Source organism: Pseudomonas sp. PME37.24/025 (genome assembly GCF_055556615.1).
The window spans coordinates 81287-103245 of the sequence record NZ_JBVHNK010000007.1; the positions used below are offsets into that span (position 1 = coordinate 81287).

Consider the following 21959-nt stretch of genomic DNA (forward strand, 5'->3'; position numbering starts at 1 on the left):
ACACCCAAGCGCCAAGGTGAAAAAGCGGCGCAATTATCGAAAAGGAGATCGAAAATGGCTGAAGTAATGAAGGTAGTGGATGTCGACTTAAAAATACTTAAATCAAACCCACCGCAGCTACACATATCGGCAATTGGCCTTGTGAATTCTGGTGGATGGACAAACCCGAGACTGGAGCCGCGGATTTACATTCAGTTCCCGCCAGACGGCATTCAAGACTTCGATTTTGTCGCTGATCCGCCCAAAGGACCTGATATACAGGTCATCCTTCCCATCGACGCATCAAAACTTTGGAAAGAGCCGCCACTCGATAAACTCAAGGGAGTAAGAGTCCACTCTGCCAGCAACTCGATTGAAGCTCATCTTAAGAGTTCGAAGTCCGTGGCTTGTGGATAAATAACTAATGTGGAGCGATACGTGTCGGGCCTTGCCTGACACGTATCATGCGCTGGAGTGAATGGGCTATTGGGACGGTGGATGACAGTCGAGAGGCGCGTTCACTACACTGACTCCCGCTTGAACCCCACTCCATCACAAAAGCCCGATAACAATGAAAACCATAAAAAGCACAATGATGCTCTGTGGCCTGCTCGCGCTAGCCAGCGGCGTTCAGGCAGAGCAAACCCCTTCCCATCTCGACACCGTCCTGCAACAAGGCCAACTGCGCGTTTGCACGACCGGCGACTACAAACCCTATACCTTCAAAGGTGAAGACAGCGAATACTCGGGGATCGACATCGCCATGGCACGCTCACTGGCCGACAGCCTGGGCGTCAAAGTTGAGTGGGTCCAGACCACTTGGAAAACCCTGATGCCCGACATGCTCGCGGGCAAATGCGACATCGGCGTCGGCGGCATCTCCGTCACGCTGGAACGCCAGAAAAAAGCCTTCTTCAGCACCACGCTGGATGTCGACGGCAAAATCCCTCTGGTGCGCTGCGAAAACCAGGCGCAATACCAGACCATCGAACAAATCAACCAACCTTCAGTGCGTCTGGTCGAACCGGCCGGCGGCACCAACGAAGCCTTCGTTCACGCCTTCCTGCCCAAGGCGCAATTGCAGCTGCACGACAACGTGACCATTTTTCAGGAGCTGCTGGATAAGAAGGCTGACGTGATGATTACCGATGCTTCGGAAGCGCTGTACCAGCAGAAACTCAAACCGGGTTTGTGCGCGGTTAACCCGACGCAGTATATGCAGTATGGGGAGAAGGCTTATCTGTTGCCGCGTGATGATATTAGCTGGAAGTTGTATGTTGATCAGTGGCTGCACTTGGCTAAGGTGACGGGCAATTACCAAAAAATCCTGGGTCAGTGGATCGCGGTGCCAGAAGCTAAATAGCCCGTTAGTCGCCACTACCATGTAGCAGCTGGCGAAGCCCGCGTCCGACTGTGCAGCAGTCGCAAAATCAGAACACGCGTTACATCAGGCAAATCACGCAACGGCGGAAATACCTCAGCCGTTGCGTCAACTTTAATCGTGCAGCAAGCCTGAGCTGTATTCATTGAAGCTGTTGCCGATGGCGCTCCCGCCAAGGTTTAACTTGTTGGGGCTATGGCCATCGAACTGTTGACAGGCTTCTGAGAAGCACGTGCTGGTGCTCATACCCGAACAGGCGCTCAGGAGTAAAGCACCGGCGATCAGCATGAGTTTGAGGAGGCTAGAGATCATTTTTCAGTTTCCTGTGGACTGGAAGCGTGGCGACACGATCTTAGGTGGCCATCCTATGCCGCGAGCTCGTCAAACTTGATGAAACATTGCTGAGCGACAGCGCTGATTCAGCTATTGCGGTTTCTTGAAGCAAAAAAAGGCGTTCCTCGGAACGCCCTCTTCTTAAAACGGCAGCGACGCCTAAACCTGCGCCTGCAACCGCCGCCCCACCACACCCATCAAATCGCAGCCATCGCGCAGCGGAATCGCCAACACCCGCGCGAAGTCCTGCAGGAGCAATGCGTCACGACTGATGCCTTCGCCCAGAGAAAGGGTTTCCAGCAGTTGCGTCACGGTGCGGATGCGGTATGCGGCCGTGTCGTGCAACACGTCGACGGGTGCTTCGGTATCGATCAACAGCGATGGAATTGTGCAATCGATTCCGGTAATTGGCATGTATCGAGCCATGGTTTGAACCTCCATTAGGTAAACGAGCGTGGCCGCTTAGGCTTGGCTGGCGGATGGAATCTCGAACTCACCGTCGAGCGGGTCAAGATTATCCAGGGCTCGGTTTACCAATAACTCACCGACTACTGCCAATTGCTGAATCGATAGCGCGAGACTGCGGTGTGAACCTTCGAGCACTATTGCTTACGCCAAACAATTAAAGCTTGATAAAACCATCTACTTTTTACACGCACCTACTTTGTACCTACCCTTAACAAACTCTAACTAGGACACTTCACTACGACTGACTATTGATTTCTTTGGCTTTTTAATTTTCGACAAAAAACCGACTTAGCTAGCACTCCCTCTTTAATAGCATTACAGACACTTCCTCATTACTTAATCGACGCACAACAACGCACTTACCAAAAACGTGAATTATTTCAAATAAAATCATACCCTTACAGCACAACCATCACCTTTACAAAAAATATTCCATTCCGCACTTGGACAAACCCCAAACCATAAACTAGCTTAACCAAAGCCCTTCAATAAACAAAAAGGAGTTTGTCATGGGGATATGTTCGATCATTTTCGCCCGACGCGAAAGCCTCTCATTAAACGCAGTATTTCTAATTGGAACAATATCTTTACAAGGATGCGCCAACCTGGAGTCTGTCAGTAGTTTTGCAAAACAATCGTCTAGCCTAACTGGCTCTGAGGAGGCCATCGATTACTGGGCAACGTGGGACAAACGACAGAATCGATTTGACCCAACTCTTGATCGGATTCATGAGCCCGGAAAACCTTTTCCCGATCGACCTGCAGGCCCATCGTCACCACCAACTCCTCAGGAGGTTGCCGCAATTAAAGGCCTTCAAGGGGTGTTATCAGCATACATGTTACGCCTTGGCGAGTTAGCCGACGATAAATCTGTGGATGTTTCCAAACAAGTTGACGGACTAGTAACCAATCTTGACAATCTGCCTGTCCGAGGTAATACCCCAGAAGAAAGAGAGGAAGAGAAAGCGTCAAACGCTGCTGCTAATAAGGCATATGGTGAAATACTAAAACTAGTCAAGCTTCCAATTGAGGCCTACCGTAACCACAAGGTGAAGCAGCTCGTCACCGATAATAATGCCGATATCCAGGCTTTAACAAATGGGCTATCCACTGCAATGAACAGCGTGTCAAAATTTGTTGATGGTGAAAAAAATAGTGTTGCCACTTGGTATGACTACCAAGCTCGAAAAGTACCAATTGGAAAAGATTTTGATAGAGCTTACCTACGAGAAAGAAACAAATCCGAATTAATATCTGGATTTTCCGACAAGAAGAAAGCCATCATCGCATACAAGGGAGCTCTTCTTACAACCGGGAAGGCTCATCAGGAGATGACAGACAAGATCAGTACATTTGATACAGATTCTTTTAAGCTATTGATCAGCGAACTCAAAGAGGCAAAGGAAGAAGTTATTGCAGCAAGAAAACAATACAAAGATGCTTTTGAAAAACAGGGAGAGTAAAAATGTCAAATACAAAATTAACATCCGAGAACTATTTCGCTTTAGCCAACAGCTACTTTGACACCTACAACACTTGCTCTGAGAAATTGCAGGAAGTGGATTCCGGGCTTAGTAATTCGGATAAAGACGAACTCTATTACAATAGCAAACCACTGCTTGGGCAAGCCTATGAGTTTCAAAAGAAGGGCTTCAAGTTAATGACGAATGAGATTCGTGTCTCGGCAGAGTCGTTGACACAAGCAGCAAGCTCTGCCGCTGAAGCAATTCACGATATTTTCTTGGCTGGCAAGGTCATTGAAATCATCGCTGACCTCGTTGCGATAGGCGCAATCTTGGCTGTTCCAGCACCTAAGCTTACAAGTCTTTTAGTGCTCCCGAATCTGCTGTCTGAACTCAAATCCGATGTTCAGGACCTAAAGGCGTAATGACTACACATAGGAATCTCAGTCATGGCTGGCATTAGATTCCTTCTTTTATCATTGAGCACGAAAGATTACCGCACAGCGAAAAGTGGACGGTGGACTCAACCGATGGCAAAAAGGGACTGACAAAAAGGGACAAAAAGGGGACTGATTTATTTACTCGCGCCATCTCGCTAAATCCCTCCCATTCCCGTGTTCACTTGCCCTGAACTACCTCAGCAAGACTCGCCTGAGCCCCGCAAGCCCAATCCTGATAAACTCCCCACCTCCCAGCCTCACCCATTCCAGAAACGCCAATGCCCCCAATCACTGCCACACCCGCCCCGCTCTCCCGCCGCTTCTCCGTCGCCCCGATGATGGATTGGACTGATAGGCATTGCAGGTTTTTCCTACGCCTGCTCTCCAAACACGCCCTCCTCTACACCGAAATGGTCACCACCGGCGCGCTCCTCAACGGTGATCACGACCGCTTCCTGCGTCACAACGAAGCCGAACACCCGCTCGCCTTACAACTCGGCGGCAGTGTCCCGCTAGACTTGGCCGCCTGCGCACGCATGGCCCAGGAACACGGCTACGACGAGGTGAATCTGAATGTCGGCTGCCCGAGTGATCGGGTGCAGAACAATATGATCGGCGCGTGCCTGATGGGGCATCCGCAGTTGGTGGCTGATTGTGTGAAGGCGATGCGTGATGCGGTGTCGATTCCGGTGACGGTGAAGCATCGGATCGGGATTAATGGGCGGGATAGTTACGAGGAGTTGTGCGATTTCGTCGGCACGGTTCGGGATGCCGGGTGCACAAGTTTTACGGTGCATGCGCGGATTGCGATTCTGGAGGGGTTGTCGCCGAAGGAGAACCGCGACATACCGCCTCTGCGCTATGACGTCGCGGCGCGGTTGAAGACGGATTTTCCGGAGCTGGAGATTATTCTCAACGGCGGGATCAAGACGCTGGAGGCTTGTCACGAGCATTTGCAGACGTTCGACGGCGTGATGCTGGGCCGTGAGGCGTATCACAATCCTTATGTGATGGCTGAGGTGGATCAGCAGCTGTTCGGCAGCAAGGCACCGGTGATCAGTCGGGCTGAGGCGCTGGCGCAGTTGCGGCCTTATATTGCCGAGCATCTGCTGGCGGGTGGGGCGATGCATCACATCACTCGGCATGTGCTGGGGCTGGGCACCGGGTTTCCGGGGGCGCGGAAGTTTCGACAGTTGTTGTCGGTGGATATTCACAAGGCTAAAGAGCCGTTGGCGTTGCTGGATCAGGCGGCGGAGTTGCTTGAGGGGCGATAAGGCCCAAGTAATTTGATGTAGCGATGAGGGGCGGACTTTTATTCTTTTCGAAGGAATGAAAGGCAGCCCCTTTTTTATGCGCCACGCTTGACACGCGAAGTGTTGGCAACCCAGTGCAGGCTCGCGCCCTGGTTACGCATTATGTAACACTGTAATTACGTGTTAAGGATGAGTTATCGCTATGCAAGGACAGCACCCGATTATCCAGGATCTTCACGCCTTCGTCGAAGCAGAACGCGTTGCCAATGTGCAGCAACTTCAGCAGACATGGCTGCTGCCATTGGAGCAGAAGCTAACGAAGGGTCTGACACAAGGTTTCATTCGGCTTGAAAAGGCCGAGTTCCCGACACAGCTCTGGGCTTATCTCGACGACGGTGATTCACGGTTTCGTGAAGGTGACATGTTGCGCCTGCACTTGGGTGATCCGCTGGGCCATGTACTTTGCGCAAAAATGAAGTTCGAGCGTGAGGAAGATGGTCGCTGGCTGTTAAGCGAGAAACTGGCGTCCACAGTCTGGAACCATTATCAGAACGGTGCTTGTTACGCCGATCCCGATGGAATGGACCTGACTCACTACTACGTGAAAGCGCTGAACGATATTGCAGAGAGCACTCATGGCAATAGCGTGATTATTCCGCTGCTGGGTAAGTCGCCGGAGATCACGTTCAATGTCGCGGAACTTGATTATGCCGAGCAGTTTGCCTTGGACGAAGGCTGTAATGATCGCCAGGCTCAAGCCGTGGGCATGGCGTTCAGTGCAGAGCAGATTGCCTGTATTCAGGGCCCTCCAGGCACCGGAAAAACTCGAGCGCTGGCGTTGATCGTGCAGTTGTTAGTCGCACGGGGTGAGCGGGTGTTCGTGACATCACATACACACATGGCCATCAATAATGCGCTCAGCAAAATTGCCGCACGCAATGTACCGACAGTGAAAATAGGTGGCCGTCCCGAAGACCTCGACAAAGCCGTGGACTGGGTACAAGAACCCGCCAACTGGAAGGGCTGGCCCAAGAACGGAAGCGGTTACGTGGTTGGCGCCACGCCGTTTGCCACATGCAGTCGCCTGGAAAATTACTCCTTTGATACGGTGATCTTCGACGAGGCCAGCCAGATCACATTGCCTTTGGCCTTGATGGCGATGCGTAAAGCCAAACGGTTTATCTTCATCGGTGACCAGAAACAATTGCCGCCGGTGATGTTGTCGCGATCTATTCTGTCAGGTGATTCAATGTCGATTTTTGGCCTTTTGACTGCCCAAGATGCCGATCACACAGTGATGCTCGAAGACACCTACCGCATGAATCATTGGTTGACCGAATGGCCGAGCAACACCTACTACAGCAATCGGCTCAAGGCAGCAGGACCCAATAAACTTCGACGCTTCCAAAGCGCAGACCTTGAAGGGTCGCTTGCGCAGGTGTTCGATCCCCTGGCCTGCGCCGTGTTCATCCCCACTGCGGACTCCGGCGCAAAAAACCGCAATCACAGCGATGCTGAACGCGTCGTGCAGTTATGCCAGGCTGCCAAGGCTCTGGGCCTGCCACTGCATGAAATTGGCATCGTGTCACCCTATCGAGCTCAAGGTCGCGCCATCAGGAATTTACTGGTCAAGCGCTTCGGTCGAGACGCAGCCAAATTGGTGGTTGCCGATACGGTTGAGCGGATGCAGGGCCAGGAACGTGAACTAGTAATTCTCTCGCTGGCCAGCGGCGACGAAGTGTTTATTGGGGCTGTAGCCGAGTTTTTCTTTCAGCCCGAACGGTTGAATGTCTCTATTACACGCGCAATGACCAAACTCATCATTATCGGGCCTGAATTGGAACGGGGCATTGTTTGTGCCAATGACACTATCCAGCAGTGGGCGGAACAATATCGCGATTTGATCAGCCAGTGCCGCAAAGTCGAGTTCAACGCATGACGACCTTGTTTATCCCGGAGTGGCATCGCAGCAGCGGCCCCCATGTACACATCAAACGCCTGTTCAGGAAACTCGAAGGCGACTGCGTAGTGCGCAAATGCATTACTAGCCTGCCGTGGGTGCCGGATTTTTTCCTGCAACAGGCCGAACACCAATGGTTGGCCTTGGTCCTGTGTGAAATGCCTTATGAAGCACTGGATCCTGGTCAACTGTTTGGAGCTAGCCAACAACAAGATTTTATAAACCTGCTTTTGTCCCTGAGCGCTATTGATGATCCCAAGTATCTTGGCGAGCAACGCATAGGCAAACTCGTGGTGATGTGGAATTGCGATTCCGATCAGTCCAAATCGCTGTGGGAGCATTATGGTGCGTCACGCGGGATACGCCTGATGTCAAAAAAGACCTTTTTGGACAGCGGTCACGAAGTGCTGCCCAGATTGCTCACTCCACTTAGCCAGGACGCCTGCCAGAATGTCCTGGGCCATTACTTCCCGGAAGCAGAAATACCCGGTATTTGCACCACTCGCCGACATTTTGCACGAGACAACTCAGCGAAAACCCTGCGCTACTTCCTGGACAACCAGCAAGAGTGGGCCAGTAAACTCGATCTGGAGTTACCAGAAGAGCAAACGGAAACCGTCAGCGACTTTTCAGTACGGCTGGTGAACGGTGTTGCAGGCAGCGGCAAGACACTGATTGCGGCGAACCGTGCGCTGATTCTGGCAAAGCGGTTTCCAGAACAGAAGGTATTGATGCTGATTCATAACGTGCCGGTGGTCAAAGACCTCAATCATCGCCTGGAGCGCGCGCACGGCAAGCTTCCCGGCAACTTGACGGTCATTACTGCGCTGGCATGGATACGCCAACAATGGGTGAACGTATTCAAACGCGATCCTAAAATGCCTCCAAACTCGAAAGTGATCGGACTGATCAAGCACTACCGCCAGGAGTATCCTGAGCTCAAACCCAGCGATGAGCAGTTGTTTGACGAGTTTGAATTTATTAATGAAAACCTGATCGAAACAGTCGACAGCTATCTCGCGGCCGAACGTGCGGGTCAGGGTTTTGCACTGCGTAAGGAAGAGCGGGTTCAAGTATGGTCACTTTTTAACTACGTAATCTTGCAACTCGGCCAAGAAAAACTGCGCTTATGGAGCTCACTGTCCCGCGACCTGTGTCTGAAAGATCAATGGGAAAAACTCGACAACTATCACCATATCCTCGTAGATGAAGCTCAGTTCTTCGCCCCCACCTGGTTCCAGTTGGTCAAGCGCACGCTGGAAAAAACCCAAGGCAGCCTGTTTCTATGTGCAGACCCTAATCAGGGTTTTCTGAAAAGCCGACTGAGCTGGAAACGCGTGGGTCTGGACGTAGCCGGTAAAACCAAAAAGCTGCGCAAGTCTTATCGGACCACGCAGGCCATTCTTAGCGCGGCCAATCAGGTTCTGGCAGAGTTCACCCAAACTGATCCTGACGATTACTTGCAACCGGACTTCGAGGGCATGGAAGCGGGCATCGCGCCTTTATTGATTATCTCCCAATCACCACAAGACGCGATCGAGCAAACCTGCAACGAAATAGCCGCGCACTTGGATTCCCAAGTGATTGCTTTGTCCAACATGCTCGTCATTCACGGCCGAAGCGCAGACAAAAAGTTGCTGCTCCGCTCATTGCAGGATCGGTTCAACGCAGCAAAAATCTGGGATTTGAATGGTAAAGACTTGGCGCAAGATCCTCTCGATAACTTGCGAGTCTCCAGCGTCGAGACGGCTACCGGACTGGAGGCCAGCGTAGTGTTTCTAGTGGGATTCGAGAGACTGCTCAGGGATACTGCGCAGACTGAATCGGTTTCCGCCGACGACCTTGAACAGAGTGCACGCAAACTCTACATGGCTATGACGCGGGCGGGACAACGCCTGATTCTGGTCTCATCCGCCGAACTACCCACGCGAATTGCTCAGCTATTCACAGTTGCCAACGCGGAATGAAAAAACTGGCCGTCAGGTAGTTTGAACCTGTCCCCCATTTCAGCATCGTATCTACCGATACCACGCCCCGCCTTTCAAACATCCGTTTTCAGGATGTTGCCGCTGGGGCCATCGATACACGTACGCGCCCTTGAGTGGCTGCAAGCGCTCGGGTAATGTCATTGGACCCATAGGACAGAGCACGCTCATGACTTCCAAGCTGGAACAACTCAAACAAATGACCACCGTGGTTGCCGACACCGGCGACTTCGAAGCAATCGCTCGCGTTAAACCCGTGGACGCTACCACCAACCCTTCCCTGCTGCTCAAAGCGGCGGCCATTCCCGCTTATGCCGAGTTGCTGAACGCTTGCGTTCACGACTGCAAGGGCGATGTGGGCCTGGCCAGCGACCGTTTTGGCGTTGCGGTAGGGCAAGAAATTCTGAAGGTTGTACCGGGCCGTATTTCCACTGAAGTGGATGCGCGCCTGTCGTTCGACACTGACGCCGTATTGAAGCGTGCGCACCGTCTGATCGACCTGTACGACAAGGCCGGCGTTGGCCGTGACCGTGTGCTGATCAAGATCGCTTCAACCTGGGAAGGCATTCGCGCTGCCGAGAAGCTGGAAAAGGAAGGCATCCAGTGCAACCTGACGCTGCTGTTCTCCTTCGCTCAGGCGGCCGCATGTGCCGATGCCGGAGTGTTTCTGATTTCGCCGTTCGTGGGCCGCATCTACGACTGGTACAAGAAAGCCACCGGCAACGACTACACCGGCGCAGATGATCCGGGCGTGCAGTCGGTGACGCGCATCTACAACTACTACAAGGCCAATGACTACAAGACTGTGGTGATGGGCGCGAGCTTCCGCAATCTGAATCAGATCGAGCAGTTGGCCGGTTGTGATCGTCTGACCATCAGCCCGGATCTGTTGGAGAAGCTGGCGGTGGACACTGGCAAGCTGGAGCGCAAATTGGCGCCTGGGCATGCCGGTGAAGCGCGTCTGAGCTTGAATGAAGCACAGTTCCGTTGGTTGTCCAACGAGGATGCGATGGCGACCGAGAAGCTGGCTGAGGGGATTCGTCAGTTTGCTCGGGATCAGGAGAAGCTTGAGGCGTTGTTGCAGGCCAAGTTGTGATCTAGTTTGTAGCTATGCAAAAAGGGCGAACCTTAGCGGGTTCGCCCTTTTTTTGCGTTGAATTTAGGTATTGGATGGCTGCGCGCGGAGGGATGTGGCGTTTGTGATGACGCCATCGCGGGCAAGCCCGGCTCCCACAGGGGTTCTGTGGTGGGTCGCGATAGTGTTTACGACTGAGGCTTATGTGGGAGCTGGCTTGCCTGCGATGGGGCCCATAAGACCCACATCACTTCAGGGAATCAGTGCCGCTCCAGCGCATTCACCAGGTCATGGAACGCTTCACGATTGGAGTCGTTCAGGCCCATGAGGATTTTGTGCGCTTCGAGAACTTTGACGCGCACCACTTCTTCGGACTGGTCCTGGTCTGGCAGGTCGGTCAGGCATTCAGGGCATGGGATCGGGCGGTCAACGATGTTGAACACTTGCTCGAAGCCCATGGACTGCAGCAGACGGGTGATGTCTTCGTGGGTGGTGACGACGGTCGGCAGCAGGCCGACCTTTTGCCGCGACAGGATCGACAGTTTGGCCAGCAGACCCAGAGTGGTGCTGTCGATGCTGCGGGTTTCGGTCAGGTCGATCACGATGGCGTTGAAATTCAACGCGGTGAAGATCCGCTCAATAGTCGCATCCAACGCCGAACACAGGGTCAGGCGAACTTCACCGACGAACTTCAGGACGAAGGTGCCGTCCTGCTCGGCGAACTGGATTCTACCGGTACTCATTAAAGATTCCTGCTCAACACCAACAGGGCGATATCATCCGGCATCTCCCCTAGCGTGGCCAATCCAAAAACCTGGCGCAGACCATCCAGGCTGCCGCCCGCTGCCTTCACCCGTTGAGGCAAAGCAGCTTCTTTATCTTTGAGTGTGGGTTCTGGCAAAAGGTCCAAAATGCCATCAGACATCAGCGTCAAGCTGAACACTGGCGGCAATTCCAGTACGTGGTCTTCGTAGGTGGCTTCATTGAAGAGGCCCACCGGCAAACCGCGCCCTTCCAGGTAACGAACACTGTCTGGCGTGTACAACACAGGCAACGGCAGATGACCGCCGATGCTATAGGTCAACAAACCGGTCTCCTCGTCGATGACTCCACCGACCATTGTGACGTGTTTGCCCAGCTTACAACTGATCAGGCCCCGGTTGATATGACCAAGAACCTCTGAAGGCTTGAACTCCGGCAATGTGCCGTTGCGCTTGGACTCGAACAGCAAGCGCGTGGTCATGAACTTCAGCAGTACGGTAACGAAGGCTGAAGAGGCGCCATGACCGGAAACGTCCGCCAGGTAAAACGCTACCCGACGCTCGTCGACCCGAAAGTAGTCGACGAAATCGCCCGAAAGGTACAGCGACGGAATGATCTGGTGCGCAAACTGGAACTCGTCGATGCTCCAGGGGCTGACCGGCAGCATGTTCATCTGCACCTGGCGACCGGCATTCTGGTCTTCCTGGAGCAGGTTCAGGCTGGCTTCGAGCTCGCGGTTGGCCTTTTCCAGCTTCTCGCGATAGCGCTGGTTTTCCAGCAGCAGACGCGCACGATCCAGGGCTCGGCGCACGGAGTGCTCGAGCACGGCCAGATCTTCGAGAGGCTTGATCAGGTAGTCCGCCGCGCCCAGGCGCAGGGCCTCGACCGCGTCGTTCATCACGCCGGCGCCCGACACCACGATGACCGGTGTTTGCGGCGACAGCTCGGTGACCTGGCGAATGAGTTCGAGTCCGCCCATCTGCGGCATGCGCAGATCGCAGATGACCAAATCGGGCTTGTCTTGCTCGAATACCTGAAGTCCCTGCTGGCCATTGCTGGCCTGCAGGACACTGAAACCACTGTCTTCCAAGTAGGCCGCGAGGCTCGCGCGCACTACTTCGTCATCATCGATTATCAGCAGCGTGGCACTGGTTTTTGGCATGTGGGCAAACGGCGCCAGAATTAGGTTGGCGTAGCAGGCTGGGCATTTGGCCCTGCTCACACTACTGGATTCGCTTTCTAGCCTCTCTGACTGCACTGTTTTCGAGCGTTTGCCCTACTCACAAGTCCACCAAAGGTGCCCTTCTAAGGCGCAGACGGTACTCCCATCCGCGAGGTGTTTCAAGCTCACGCCGATGGTCGCTTGACGTCTTTACTTGTCAAATCACCGAGAGTTATAAGAACAGGCAAAACCGTAACCCAAAGGAAGGATCGAGCCCATGAGCCAAACTGATCGGGACTATAGCGAAAAGCGCGATTTCATCCGCATGCGGGTCGATGCCGATGTGGCGCTGATTCATGAGGGCGACGAGGTGCCAGCCGTCTGCATCGACCTTTCCAGCAGCGGCATGCAGGTTGAGGCGCCCCGCTTATTCAAGGTCGGTGACCGGCTCAGCGTGCGGATCGATTCCGATCATGCGGCGCTAAAAGGCCTTGAGGCCGATACCGAAGTGGTGTGGGTGAAAGCACAGGACGGTGGCAGTCAGAAACTCGGGCTTACAATCCTGAAGATGAAATAACCCGATTCAACCCGTAATCCAAACGAAAGAAGGCGGCCAAATGGCCGCCTTCTTCGTTTTACCGGTCGAGATTAAAAATCGTCTTCGACCTGGCCATCCTTGACCTTGAATTCGCGGTTTTGCAGGTACGCATTGCGAATGAAGGTGTATTTGTCGCCGCTGACCAGTTTCTCGGCGGACAGCAGGTTGGCGCGGGTGTCGACGATGTTCAGGCCGAAGATCGAATTACGCACCGGCACGTCGTGGATGTAGCGGTACGGGCCGGTATAGCCGTCGACATACTTGGAAGGCGCATCACGCAAGGTGCTTGGGCCCAGGAACGGAAGCATCACGTATGGACCGCTGCCCACGCCCCAGTAACCGAGGGTCTGGCCGAAGTCTTCATCATTGCGATGCAGGCCCATCTGAGTGCCCACGTCGAAGAAGCCCAGCAGGCCGAAGGTGGTGTTGAAGATCAAACGCGCGGTGTCGACGCCTGCCGCGGCGGGTTTGACCTGCAACACGTCGTTGGCGAGGTTGGTCACGTCGCCGACGTTGCGGAACATGTTGTGGATGCCATCTTCCAGAAACTGCGGCGTGACGAATTGATAGCCCTGAGCCAATGGCTTCAGTGCGTAAGTGTCGACAAAATCGTTGAACTTGTAGATCGGGCGGTTAATGCTTTCCCAAGGATCTTCTTCCGTGGCAGCCTGAGCCGCAAACGGAACCAGCAATACACTGGCACACATACAAAGCTGAGCGAGTCGATTGCTCCAGCGCATAGAGAAACTCCTTGGATTGTACTGACACGGGCGCCAGGCCCAGTCGCAAAGACCGCTAGTATATGACGGATAACCCGGTTTAGGCAGCATCGTGCGCGACGGCCCCCGGATGATTCTTCCTGGCTGAGAGCGATTCACATCAGTGTCACTCAACTGTCACCGTCCACGAATAGCCTTGTTACTATTTCAAGGATGTTGACATGCCACGCGCCGAAACCTCGCCTCTCATCGCACCCAGCCTGACCGCTGTACTGTTCGGCCTCAGTGGATGTCTGGTGGATTTCGGCGCACGCACTCGCCAAGCCGGCACACTGACCGCCGAGCATGCCGAAGTCACGCTCGGCGCTTTGGATAGCCTGTCCAGCTTGCAGCGCCAACAGATTCCTTGCGCCTGGCTCGACGAACTGCCCCCTGCCCTCAGCCACACTCTGGCTGCCGCACTCCCGGACTGGATCAAACCATCGCAATATCCGGCAACAATTAATCCATGGCCCGCGCCGAATGCCTGCTGGCAAGCCTTGATGGCGTTGAATGTCGAACGACTGGACGGTTGCGTGCTGGTCAGTGGCGAACCGCGACTTCTGCAATCAGGCCTGAATGCCGGGTTGTGGACCATTGGCCTGGCGTCCTGCGGCTCGCTGTGCGGTCTGGCACCAAGCGAATGGCAGGCCTTGAGTCAAAAGGAACGGGAACATCTGCGCGGCAAGGCGACAATGCAGCTGTTCGGCCTGGGTGTGCATTCGGTGATCGATCATCTGGGCGAACTCGACACCTGTCTCGCCGATATCAGCCTGCGCCGGCTCAAGGGCGAGAAGCCCTGATCGAGATCATGCAGTTTGCCCGGGAGTGGATTAATCTAAAGGTCAGCCATAGACTTTTGGCGCGCTGCTACGGTCTATGCCAGTGCCTATCGATAAAAGGAAGAACGCCATGCCTGCCCGCGAACTGCAACAACAGCTCAATACTCTGCGCGAGCAATTGGAACAGAATCCACCGCTGACCGAAGCCGAGCGCGAAGACCTGCACGCGCTGATGCAACAGATCGAACTTGAGCTTGAGCTGGAAACCAAAACCCAGGACTCCAGCCTCGCCGACAATGTGAACCTAGCCGTCGAACGCTTCGAAATCGAACACCCGACCCTTGCCGGCACCTTGCGCAACATCGTGCAAGCCTTGGGCAACATGGGGATCTGAACCCATCAAATACAAAAAAGCCCCGCTCTTGATAGCGGGGCTTTTTAATGTCTGCGACCTGAAATGCAATCCCTTGTGGGAGCTTTACTGACGAACCAGCCGATGGTTCGGCAGTTGCACATCTTCGGTGCTGCGATACGGGTTGATGTCCAACCCGCCACGACGCACATACCGCGCATACACCGTCAATTTCTCTGGCTTCAGCAACCGTTGCAGGTCGAGGAAAATCCGCTCCACGCACTGCTCATGGAAGTCCGAGTGCTGACGGAAGCTCACGATGTACTCCAGCAAACTCGCATGATCCAGCGCCGCGCCGCGATACTCCACCGCTACGCTGCCCCAATCCGGCTGACTGGTGACCGGGCAGTTGGATTTGAGCAAATGACTGTGCACGGACTCTTCAATAATGAGCGACTCATCGCACCGCAGCAGTTCCGGACGCGGATGTTCATAGTTGCTGACGCTGATGTCCAGGTCATCAATGCACACACCCGGCAACGCCACGACGCCTTCTGCCTCAACCTCTTTCAGGCTGCGAATTCGCACGCCCACCGGTTTGCCGGCAGCGGCCGAGAGGTCTTTCGCCAGTGTTGCTTCAAGGCTTGCGGTGTCGGCAAACGCTGTCTGGTTCAGCGAGTTGAGGTACAGCTTGAACGACTTCGATTCGATGATGTTCGGCGAATCCGCCGGAATGCTGAATTCGCCAATCGCCACCACAGGCTTGCCGGACGGCAACAGCCACGACAGCTCGAAGCAGTTCCAGAAGTCCACGCCCTTATACGGCAGGGTTTCAGCCGTCAGGCCCAATTCGGCCCATTTCGCGGTGCGCGGAATCGGGAACAGCAAGGACGGCGTGTAGGTGGCGATGTATTCGCTGGATTTGCCCAGCGGCGAATGTTCGGCTGCGGGATGCATGGCGGAAACCTGACTGAAGAATCAGCGGATTCTACCAGCCTTTGCTCCCGCCTTTGAGTGCTTACTGACTGACTGTCAATTTGCCGACCATACCGGCCTGATAGTGGCCGGGAATATTGCAGGCAAATTCCAGATTGACGGCCTTGGTGAAGGTCCAGGTCAACTCGGCAGTTTTACCCGGCTCCACCAGCACACTGTTCGGGTCATCGTGTTTCATGCCATGCCCTTGGGAGGAATGGTCCATTGCGGCCATGGAGCCGTGGTCCATGGCCTTCATGCCTGTAGGCATCAGCATGCCGCTTTGCTGCATCTGAAGCATTTCCTGCTGGTGCCGGGCATGCATCGCTGCGTCGCCGAGGTTGAATTCGTGCAGCAACTGGCCTTTATTCACCAGTACAAAGCGAACGGTTTCTCCGGCCTTGATATCAATCGCCTTGGAAGTGAAGGACATATCGCCCATCACCACTTCAATGCTACGGGTAGCCTGGGCGGCCGGGGCCGGCTGACCGAAGTCGTAGGTATGTGCCGGCGAGGCCTCCAGCCCTACACTCAGTGTCAGCAAGCAAGCGGCCAACACCAGATGCTTTCGCAAAAACATAGTCGTACTCCAACAAGATGAGGTTCAGCTTGTGGGAAACTCTAACCCGCAGCTACTGCCACCCACCTGACAGGCAGATTACAACTTTGTCAGGTTGGCCATTATCGCCGCCGCCCACGGTATAACGCACCCGTTCCAATTGCCCGAGTCGCCCATGAAACTGCTGATTGTCGAAGACCAACCGAAAACCGGCCATTACCTGCGTCAGGGCCTGACCGAGGCCGGTTTCACCACCGAACTGGCGGCTGACGGCAACACCGGTCAGCAATTGGCGTTGAGCGGCGATTACGCCTTGCTGATTCTCGATGTGATGCTCCCTGGACGCGATGGCTGGCAGATTCTGCAAACAGTGCGCGGCGCAGGCCTCGACACACCGGTACTGTTTCTTACAGCGCGAGACGCAGTGGAGGACAGGGTCCACGGCCTGGAACTGGGCGCCGACGACTATCTGGTCAAACCGTTCGCCTTCTCCGAACTGCTGGCGCGGGTTCGTAGCCTGCTGCGTCGCGGCAGCACCACGCCTCAGGAAACCAGCCTGCAACTGGCCGACTTACGCCTGGACCTGATCCGCCGCCGGGTCGAGCGCAACGGTCAGCGCATCGACCTGACCGCCAAGGAATTCGCCCTGCTGGAAATGCTCCTACGGCGCCAAGGCGAAGTTCTGCCCAAGTCGCTGATCGCTTCCCAGGTGTGGGACATGAATTTCGACAGCGATACTAACGTTATTGAAGTGGCGATCCGCCGTTTGCGCCTGAAGATCGACGATGACTTCCCAAACAAGTTGATCCACACCGTGCGTGGCATGGGTTATGTCCTTGAAGAGCGCCCTGCCTGATGCGCCAACTCTCACTAAGCAATCGTCTGGCACTGCTGTTCGCAGCATGCACTGCCGTGGTGTCGTTGTTCGCCGGGGTGTTGTTCAGCCGCGCCAGCGAGGCGCACTTTGTCGAATTGGACCAGCAATTGCTCGACGGCAAACTGATTGGCTTGCGTCGGGCGCTGGATGACATTCAGTCCAGTGAAACCGAGACCAGACTGGCCGATGAATTGAGCCGACAAGCCGATCTTTCGCTGCGCATCATTGGCAGCGACGGCCAACGCGTGTACGACAGCTCGGACCGTTTACCCAAAGACTTGCCGCGCCAGTTGGGCCTATCGACAGTGAGTGACGACGGCACCGACTATCGCGTCCTGAATGCGCCGCTGATCCCCGATAAACCCGATTCACCGCAACTGACTTTGCTGCTGGACATCACCCATCACCAACACTTTCTGCAACGCATGCAGCATCTGATTTGGCTGACGGTCGGCCTCTCGGCCCTGGCCACCGCCCTGCTCGGTGCCTGGGCCGCGCGCAGTGGTTTGCGCCCACTGCGGCGCATGAGTGCGGTCGCCAGCGGCGTATCGGCGCAATCGCTCAACGCCCGCCTGCCGGAAGCCAACATGCCGCCGGAACTCGCGGAAATGGCCCACAGCTTCAACGCCATGCTCGGACGCCTCGACGACTCTTTTCAGCGCCTCTCGGCGTTCTCCGCCGACATCGCCCATGAACTGCGCACACCGCTGTCGAACCTGCTGACCCACACCCAGGTCACCCTCACCCGCCCTCGCCCCATCGAGGATTACCGCGAAGCGCTGCACAGCAACCTCGAAGAACTGCAATGGATGGCGCAACTGGTCAACGACATGTTGTACCTGGCCAAGGCTGACCACGGTTTGCTGATGCCCAAGCGCGAACCGCTGGAGCTGGCGGAAGAAGCCGATGTGTTGCTGGAGTTCTTTGCACCGCTGGCCGAGGACGCTCAGGTGAAGTTGAGTCGTGACGGCAGCGCGCGCATGCAGGGCGACCGCAGTATGTTGCGTCGGGCGCTGTCCAATTTGCTGGACAATGCGTTGCGGTTTACCCCGGTCGGTGGCGAGGTGCGGGTGCGGATTATCGAGCAGCCGAATGGCTTGAGCCTGACTGTTGAAAACAGTGGTGAAGGGATTTCTGAAGACTTGTTGCCGCGTTTGTTTGACCGTTTCTACCGGGCAGACCCGGCGCGTCGTGAAGGCAGCAGTGAACATGCGGGGTTGGGATTGGCGATCACCCAATCGATCATTCGCGCCCATGGCGGGCAGATTGGTTGCGAATCGGATAACGGATGGACGCGGTTTGTGATTGAGTTGCCGAAGGGGGATTGAGGGCAGCAGGTCTGGCTCCATCGCGGGCAAGCCCGCTCCCACAGGGTTTTGAGTCGTTCACAGCATTGTGATTCAACTCGGTCACTGTGGGAGCGGGCTTGCCCGCGATAGCGATCTACAGGCTTACGAATACCGCAATGCAGTAGCCGGCTCGACTTTCGCCGCCCGCCACGCCGGATACACCGTCGCCAAAAAGCTCATGATGAAACCGGCGGAACAGATCAACAACACATCCGCGCCCTGCAGTTCCGACGGCAAGTTACTGACAAAGTACACATCGGAACTGAAGATGTGCTGCCCGCTGACCCGCTCCATCCAGCCCACCAGTTCACTGACGTTCAGCGCTGCGATCACGCCCAGCACGCCGCCAATCAAGGTACCGACAACCCCGATCACCGTGCCCTGCACCATGAAGATCGCCATGATCTGCCGAGGCGTCGCGCCGATGGTGCGCAGGATTGCGATGTCCGCGCCCTTGTCGTTCACCACCATGATCAGGGTGGCGATGATGTTGAACGCCGCCACCGCGACGATCATCAGCAACAGTAGGCCGATCATGGTTTTTTCCATTTTCATCGCGCTGAACAGACTGCCTTGGGTGTGGGTCCAGTCGTCAGCCTTGTAGGCGGCGCCCAGGCCTGTCGCGATGTCGCTCGACACTTGCGGCGCGGCGTACAGATCCTTCACCGCCAAGCGCACGCTCTGCACCTGATTCGGCTGCCAGTGTTGCATCTGCGCGGCATCGGCGAGGTGGATCAGCGCCATCGAGCCGTCCAACTCGGCGCCAACTTTGAACACGCCAACCACGTTCAGTCGCTGCATGCGCGGGGTGATGCCGCCCGGTGCAGTGCTGATTTCCGGCACGATCAGGGTGATCTTGTCGCCGACATTCAAGCGAAAGCGTCGTGCAGTGATCTCACCGACCACCACGCCAAACTCGCCTGGTTTCAAGGCATCGAGACGCCCCTGAACAATGTGCTTGGCAACGATCGAGACCTTGCCTTCCAGCGCCGGGTCGACACCGCTGACCTGGATCGGCTGCATCGTGCCCTTGTAGGACAGCATGCCTTCCATCTCGGTAAACGGCACGGCGGCGGTGACTTCAGGATTTTTCATCGCCGCGGCGGCTACTGGCTGCCAATCGTCGATAGGGTTCACGCCGACGATGGTCGCGTGGGGCACCATGCCAAGGATGCGCGAGCTCATTTCGCGCTGGAAGCCGTTCATCACCGACAGCACCACGATCATCGCCAGCACGCCCAGGGCGAGGCCGATCATCGAGGTCATCGAGATGAAGGAAACAAAGCGATTGCGGCGCTTGGCGCGGGTATAGCGCATGCCGATAAAGATCGATAACGGTCTGAACATTCGCTGGGGCACCGTATAAAAATAAAAGACCCGACGCACTGTTCGGTGCGCCGGGTTTCGGCCAATCAGATGGGTGTCAGGTAACCTTCCTGCAAATGCAGGACGCGATCCATCTGGCGAGCCAGGTTCATGTCGTGGGTCACCACCAGAAACGCGGTACGCATCGAGGTGCTGAGTTCCAGCATCAAATCCTGAATGCCTTGAGCAGTATGAGAGTCGAGGTTGCCGGTCGGCTCGTCGAGCATCACCAGGCCTGGTTTGTTCACCAAGGCACGAGCGATGGCCACACGCTGGCGTTCACCACCGGACAATTCCGCCGGCTTGTGCTCCAGACGATGGCCCAGCCCTACCCGCTCCAGCAAAGCCGTCGCACGCTGACGCGCTTCCGGGATCGCGGTTTTACCGATCAGCAACGGCATACAGACGTTTTCCAGCGCGGTGAACTCAGGCAACAAGTGGTGGAACTGGTAAACGAAACCCAACGACCGATTGCGCAGCAGGCCACGGGCCTTTTCGTTCAATGCCGAGAGCTCTTCACCGGCCAGCCAGACGCTGCCCTTGGTCGGCGTATCGAGGCCACCCAGCAGGTTGAGCAAGGTACTTTTGCCCGAACCCGACGTACCAACGATCGCCACTCGCTCACCTGGGTGCAACTCCAGTTGCAGACCCGCCAGAACCTCTACCGATTCCGGGCCTTCCACGTAGGATTTGCCCAGGTTGCGGCAACTCAAGATTGCTTTATCACTCATGCCCGACTCACTCATAACGTAGCGCCTCCGCAGGCTGGGTGCGCGCGGCACGCCAGGCTGGATACAGGGTGGCGAGGAAACTCAGAACCAACGCGGCGGCGCAGACCATCAACACGTCCTGGCTCTGCACCTGCGACGGCAGGTAATCGATGAAATACACGTCAGCGTTCAGGAATTTGTGGCCGATCAGCCCTTCAAGGGCCGAAATCGCGGCGCTGACGTTGAGCGCGGCGAAGATCCCGACCACAGCGCCGATTAGCGTACCGACCACGCCAATGACCGTACCCTGGACCATGAAGATCGCCATGATTGAACCCGGCGTGGCGCCAAGGGTGCGCAGGATCGCGATGTCGCCCTTCTTGTCGTTCACCACCATCACCAGCGTGGAAATGATATTGAACGCCGCAACGGCGACGATCAGCAGCAACAGCAGGCCGATCATGGCTTTTTCCATGCGGATCGCCTGATACAGATTGCCGTGGGTGCGGGTCCAGTCGCGGGCGTAATATTTGTCTTCGCCGAGTTGCTGGGCGATGGTCCACGCGACGCGTGGCGCCTGGAACAAATCGTCGAACTTCAAGCGCAGGCCCTGGACCTGATCCGGCTTCCAGCGGTGCAGCTTCGCCAGATCCTGCAAATTGGTGATGCCCAGATACCCGTCGATCTCACCGGCACCGACATGGAAGATGCCGACCACGGTAAAGCGTTTCATGCGCGGGAACATCCCGGCCGGGGTCACGGTGACTTCCGGCGCGACAAACGTCAGCTTGTCGCCGACCGCCACGCCGAGCTTGGCCGCGGCCTTGTCGCCGATGACGATGCCGAAACTGCCCGGCGCCAGGTCGTCGAGTTTGCCCTGCTGCATGAAGTTATCAATGATCGATACCTGCCGCTCCTGCACAGGGTCGATGGCATTGAGCAGCACTTTGGAGACCTTGCCGTTGTTGGTCAGCAGGCCCTGCATCTGGACGAAGGGCGCAACCGCCGTCACCTGCGGGCTCTGCTTGACCTTGGTGGCCAGGCTTTGCCAGTCGCTGATCGGCTCACCGGACTCGATGGTCGCGTGGGGCACCATGCCCAGCACGCGGGTGCGCATCTCATGATCGAAGCCGTTCATGACCGACAGCACGACGATCATCACGACCACGCCAAGGGCGAGTCCGATCATCGAGGTCAGGGAAATGAACGACACAAAATGATTGCGACGCTTTGCACGGGTATAACGCGTGCCAATAAATACGAAGAGAGGTCTGAACATGTCGGGGCTTGTTCGGAGGGAAAAGGAACGTCCTTGTGGCGGGGGTCGATAACCAGCTTTACACTCAGACCACCGCCGCTACCATGGGTTCGCC

The 21959-nt window shown here is 55.7% G+C and carries 23 protein-coding genes and 1 pseudogene; 13 read left to right on the forward strand and 11 right to left on the reverse strand.

What is annotated here, in order from left to right; translation table 11 throughout:
* The first annotated feature begins 54 nt into the window (after nt 1–54).
* Nucleotides 55–396: a hypothetical protein gene (locus ACZ3HH_RS14175; protein WP_465805459.1), complete on the forward strand. Its 342-nt coding sequence runs from the start codon at nt 55–57 to the stop codon at nt 394–396.
* 154 nt (nt 397–550) lie between these two features.
* Nucleotides 551–1342, forward strand: a complete 792-nt coding sequence (locus ACZ3HH_RS14180; protein WP_465805460.1) for a transporter substrate-binding domain-containing protein — start codon at nt 551–553, stop codon at nt 1340–1342.
* 132 nt (nt 1343–1474) lie between these two features.
* Here ACZ3HH_RS14180 and ACZ3HH_RS14185 read toward each other — a convergent pair whose 3' ends face one another.
* From ACZ3HH_RS14185 to ACZ3HH_RS14195, 3 genes and pseudogenes are all read right to left on the reverse strand, one after another.
* A complete protein-coding gene (locus ACZ3HH_RS14185; protein WP_465805463.1) occupies nt 1475–1672 on the reverse strand; it encodes a hypothetical protein in 198 nt (65 codons plus the stop codon).
* Between the two features lie 180 nt (nt 1673–1852).
* The gene (locus ACZ3HH_RS14190) at nt 1853–2119 is read right to left on the reverse strand and encodes a hypothetical protein (RefSeq protein WP_465805465.1); all 267 of its coding nucleotides are present in this window, start codon (nt 2117–2119) and stop codon (nt 1853–1855) included.
* A gap of 36 nt (nt 2120–2155) precedes the next feature.
* Nucleotides 2156–2302, reverse strand: a pseudogene (locus ACZ3HH_RS14195) (DUF6124 family protein); the annotation flags it as partial.
* A gap of 368 nt (nt 2303–2670) precedes the next feature.
* Between ACZ3HH_RS14195 and ACZ3HH_RS14200 the strand changes: the two are divergent.
* From ACZ3HH_RS14200 to tal, 6 genes are all read left to right on the forward strand, one after another.
* A complete protein-coding gene (locus ACZ3HH_RS14200) occupies nt 2671–3624 on the forward strand; it encodes a hypothetical protein (RefSeq protein ID WP_465805467.1) in 954 nt (317 codons plus the stop codon).
* A 2-nt stretch (nt 3625–3626) separates the two neighbouring features.
* Nucleotides 3627–4049: a hypothetical protein gene (locus tag ACZ3HH_RS14205; protein ID WP_465805469.1), complete on the forward strand. Its 423-nt coding sequence runs from the start codon at nt 3627–3629 to the stop codon at nt 4047–4049.
* A 293-nt stretch (nt 4050–4342) separates the two neighbouring features.
* Entirely contained in the window at nt 4343–5338 is a 996-nt protein-coding gene (gene dusA / locus ACZ3HH_RS14210; RefSeq protein WP_465805471.1) for a tRNA dihydrouridine(20/20a) synthase DusA, read from the forward strand.
* Nucleotides 5339–5519: 181 nt separating this feature from the next.
* Nucleotides 5520–7256 carry a DEAD/DEAH box helicase gene (locus ACZ3HH_RS14215; RefSeq protein ID WP_465805473.1) on the forward strand — a complete coding sequence of 579 codons (1737 nt, stop codon included), beginning with the start codon at nt 5520–5522 and terminating at the stop codon, nt 7254–7256.
* The gene (locus tag ACZ3HH_RS14220; RefSeq protein ID WP_465805475.1) at nt 7253–9244 is read left to right on the forward strand and encodes a DEAD/DEAH box helicase; all 1992 of its coding nucleotides are present in this window, start codon (nt 7253–7255) and stop codon (nt 9242–9244) included. The genes ACZ3HH_RS14215 and ACZ3HH_RS14220 overlap by 4 nt, the downstream gene beginning before the upstream one ends.
* Nucleotides 9245–9431: 187 nt before the next feature.
* Complete coding sequence (gene tal / locus ACZ3HH_RS14225) at nt 9432–10358, forward strand: transaldolase (protein WP_123720897.1); 927 nt, start codon at nt 9432–9434, stop codon at nt 10356–10358.
* Between the two features lie 239 nt (nt 10359–10597).
* On the opposite strand, the gene rssC is transcribed toward tal, so the two are convergent.
* On the reverse strand, nt 10598–11080 hold the full coding sequence (rssC, locus tag ACZ3HH_RS14230; protein WP_007897104.1) for an anti-sigma factor antagonist RssC: 483 nt from the start codon (nt 11078–11080) through the stop codon (nt 10598–10600).
* A complete protein-coding gene (gene rssB / locus ACZ3HH_RS14235) occupies nt 11080–12261 on the reverse strand; it encodes a two-component system response regulator RssB (protein WP_038979995.1) in 1182 nt (393 codons plus the stop codon). Before rssB ends, rssC begins: the two co-directional genes overlap by 1 nt.
* 277 nt (nt 12262–12538) lie before the next feature.
* Here rssB and ACZ3HH_RS14240 point away from each other — a divergent pair, with 277 nt between their 5' ends.
* Nucleotides 12539–12838, forward strand: a complete 300-nt coding sequence (locus ACZ3HH_RS14240; RefSeq protein ID WP_123720896.1) for a PilZ domain-containing protein — start codon at nt 12539–12541, stop codon at nt 12836–12838.
* Between the two features lie 71 nt (nt 12839–12909).
* Here the strand turns inward: ACZ3HH_RS14240 and ACZ3HH_RS14245 are convergent, their stop codons facing one another.
* On the reverse strand, nt 12910–13599 hold the full coding sequence (locus ACZ3HH_RS14245; protein WP_465805479.1) for an MlaA family lipoprotein: 690 nt from the start codon (nt 13597–13599) through the stop codon (nt 12910–12912).
* A 200-nt stretch (nt 13600–13799) separates the two neighbouring features.
* Here ACZ3HH_RS14245 and ACZ3HH_RS14250 point away from each other — a divergent pair, with 200 nt between their 5' ends.
* Together ACZ3HH_RS14250 and ACZ3HH_RS14255 are read left to right on the forward strand one after the other, a co-directional pair.
* A complete protein-coding gene (locus tag ACZ3HH_RS14250) occupies nt 13800–14420 on the forward strand; it encodes an HAD family phosphatase (protein WP_465805481.1) in 621 nt (206 codons plus the stop codon).
* A 109-nt stretch (nt 14421–14529) separates the two neighbouring features.
* Nucleotides 14530–14793: a DUF4404 family protein gene (locus ACZ3HH_RS14255; protein WP_465805482.1), complete on the forward strand. Its 264-nt coding sequence runs from the start codon at nt 14530–14532 to the stop codon at nt 14791–14793.
* 84 nt (nt 14794–14877) lie between these two features.
* On the opposite strand, the gene queF is transcribed toward ACZ3HH_RS14255, so the two are convergent.
* Together queF and copI are read right to left on the reverse strand one after the other, a co-directional pair.
* Complete coding sequence (gene queF / locus ACZ3HH_RS14260; RefSeq protein WP_465805484.1) at nt 14878–15708, reverse strand: NADPH-dependent 7-cyano-7-deazaguanine reductase QueF; 831 nt, start codon at nt 15706–15708, stop codon at nt 14878–14880.
* A 61-nt stretch (nt 15709–15769) separates the two neighbouring features.
* Nucleotides 15770–16306: a copper-resistant cuproprotein CopI gene (gene copI, locus ACZ3HH_RS14265; RefSeq protein WP_465805486.1), complete on the reverse strand. Its 537-nt coding sequence runs from the start codon at nt 16304–16306 to the stop codon at nt 15770–15772.
* 154 nt (nt 16307–16460) lie between these two features.
* Here copI and ACZ3HH_RS14270 point away from each other — a divergent pair, with 154 nt between their 5' ends.
* Together ACZ3HH_RS14270 and ACZ3HH_RS14275 are read left to right on the forward strand one after the other, a co-directional pair.
* Complete coding sequence (locus ACZ3HH_RS14270) at nt 16461–17141, forward strand: heavy metal response regulator transcription factor (protein WP_465805488.1); 681 nt, start codon at nt 16461–16463, stop codon at nt 17139–17141.
* The gene (locus tag ACZ3HH_RS14275; protein ID WP_465805490.1) at nt 17141–18490 is read left to right on the forward strand and encodes a heavy metal sensor histidine kinase; all 1350 of its coding nucleotides are present in this window, start codon (nt 17141–17143) and stop codon (nt 18488–18490) included. The genes ACZ3HH_RS14270 and ACZ3HH_RS14275 overlap by 1 nt, the downstream gene beginning before the upstream one ends.
* A 123-nt stretch (nt 18491–18613) precedes the next feature.
* Here ACZ3HH_RS14275 and ACZ3HH_RS14280 read toward each other — a convergent pair whose 3' ends face one another.
* From ACZ3HH_RS14280 to ACZ3HH_RS14290, 3 genes are all read right to left on the reverse strand, one after another.
* The gene (locus tag ACZ3HH_RS14280; RefSeq protein ID WP_465805492.1) at nt 18614–19858 is read right to left on the reverse strand and encodes a lipoprotein-releasing ABC transporter permease subunit; all 1245 of its coding nucleotides are present in this window, start codon (nt 19856–19858) and stop codon (nt 18614–18616) included.
* Nucleotides 19859–19923: 65 nt separating this feature from the next.
* Entirely contained in the window at nt 19924–20607 is a 684-nt protein-coding gene (gene lolD / locus ACZ3HH_RS14285) for a lipoprotein-releasing ABC transporter ATP-binding protein LolD (protein WP_020700644.1), read from the reverse strand.
* A gap of 7 nt (nt 20608–20614) precedes the next feature.
* Nucleotides 20615–21865, reverse strand: coding sequence for a lipoprotein-releasing ABC transporter permease subunit (locus ACZ3HH_RS14290; RefSeq protein ID WP_465805494.1), 1251 nt, complete (start codon nt 21863–21865; stop codon nt 20615–20617).
* Between the last annotated feature and the right edge of the window lie 94 nt (nt 21866–21959).

What these genes read in the sequence shown, in the direction of transcription:
- ACZ3HH_RS14240 (WP_123720896.1), top strand. Translation starts at nt 12,539, where the DNA reads ATGAGCCAAACTGATCGGGACTATAGCGAAAAGCGCGATTTCATCCGC.
- ACZ3HH_RS14200 (WP_465805467.1), top strand. Translation starts at nt 2,671, where the DNA reads ATGGGGATATGTTCGATCATTTTCGCCCGACGCGAAAGCCTCTCATTA.
- ACZ3HH_RS14220 (WP_465805475.1), top strand. Translation starts at nt 7,253, where the DNA reads ATGACGACCTTGTTTATCCCGGAGTGGCATCGCAGCAGCGGCCCCCAT.
- lolD (WP_020700644.1), bottom strand. Translation starts at nt 20,607, where the DNA reads ATGAGTGATAAAGCAATCTTGAGTTGCCGCAACCTGGGCAAATCCTAC.
- ACZ3HH_RS14175 (WP_465805459.1), top strand. Translation starts at nt 55, where the DNA reads ATGGCTGAAGTAATGAAGGTAGTGGATGTCGACTTAAAAATACTTAAA.
- rssC (WP_007897104.1), bottom strand. Translation starts at nt 11,080, where the DNA reads ATGAGTACCGGTAGAATCCAGTTCGCCGAGCAGGACGGCACCTTCGTC.
- ACZ3HH_RS14270 (WP_465805488.1), top strand. Translation starts at nt 16,461, where the DNA reads ATGAAACTGCTGATTGTCGAAGACCAACCGAAAACCGGCCATTACCTG.
- ACZ3HH_RS14180 (WP_465805460.1), top strand. Translation starts at nt 551, where the DNA reads ATGAAAACCATAAAAAGCACAATGATGCTCTGTGGCCTGCTCGCGCTA.
- ACZ3HH_RS14245 (WP_465805479.1), bottom strand. Translation starts at nt 13,599, where the DNA reads ATGCGCTGGAGCAATCGACTCGCTCAGCTTTGTATGTGTGCCAGTGTA.
- ACZ3HH_RS14255 (WP_465805482.1), top strand. Translation starts at nt 14,530, where the DNA reads ATGCCTGCCCGCGAACTGCAACAACAGCTCAATACTCTGCGCGAGCAA.
- ACZ3HH_RS14250 (WP_465805481.1), top strand. Translation starts at nt 13,800, where the DNA reads ATGCCACGCGCCGAAACCTCGCCTCTCATCGCACCCAGCCTGACCGCT.
- ACZ3HH_RS14185 (WP_465805463.1), bottom strand. Translation starts at nt 1,672, where the DNA reads ATGATCTCTAGCCTCCTCAAACTCATGCTGATCGCCGGTGCTTTACTC.
- ACZ3HH_RS14190 (WP_465805465.1), bottom strand. Translation starts at nt 2,119, where the DNA reads ATGGCTCGATACATGCCAATTACCGGAATCGATTGCACAATTCCATCG.
- ACZ3HH_RS14290 (WP_465805494.1), bottom strand. Translation starts at nt 21,865, where the DNA reads ATGTTCAGACCTCTCTTCGTATTTATTGGCACGCGTTATACCCGTGCA.
- copI (WP_465805486.1), bottom strand. Translation starts at nt 16,306, where the DNA reads ATGTTTTTGCGAAAGCATCTGGTGTTGGCCGCTTGCTTGCTGACACTG.
- queF (WP_465805484.1), bottom strand. Translation starts at nt 15,708, where the DNA reads ATGCATCCCGCAGCCGAACATTCGCCGCTGGGCAAATCCAGCGAATAC.
- dusA (WP_465805471.1), top strand. Translation starts at nt 4,343, where the DNA reads ATGCCCCCAATCACTGCCACACCCGCCCCGCTCTCCCGCCGCTTCTCC.
- ACZ3HH_RS14215 (WP_465805473.1), top strand. Translation starts at nt 5,520, where the DNA reads ATGCAAGGACAGCACCCGATTATCCAGGATCTTCACGCCTTCGTCGAA.
- ACZ3HH_RS14275 (WP_465805490.1), top strand. Translation starts at nt 17,141, where the DNA reads ATGCGCCAACTCTCACTAAGCAATCGTCTGGCACTGCTGTTCGCAGCA.
- ACZ3HH_RS14205 (WP_465805469.1), top strand. Translation starts at nt 3,627, where the DNA reads ATGTCAAATACAAAATTAACATCCGAGAACTATTTCGCTTTAGCCAAC.
- rssB (WP_038979995.1), bottom strand. Translation starts at nt 12,261, where the DNA reads ATGCCAAAAACCAGTGCCACGCTGCTGATAATCGATGATGACGAAGTA.
- tal (WP_123720897.1), top strand. Translation starts at nt 9,432, where the DNA reads ATGACTTCCAAGCTGGAACAACTCAAACAAATGACCACCGTGGTTGCC.
- ACZ3HH_RS14280 (WP_465805492.1), bottom strand. Translation starts at nt 19,858, where the DNA reads ATGTTCAGACCGTTATCGATCTTTATCGGCATGCGCTATACCCGCGCC.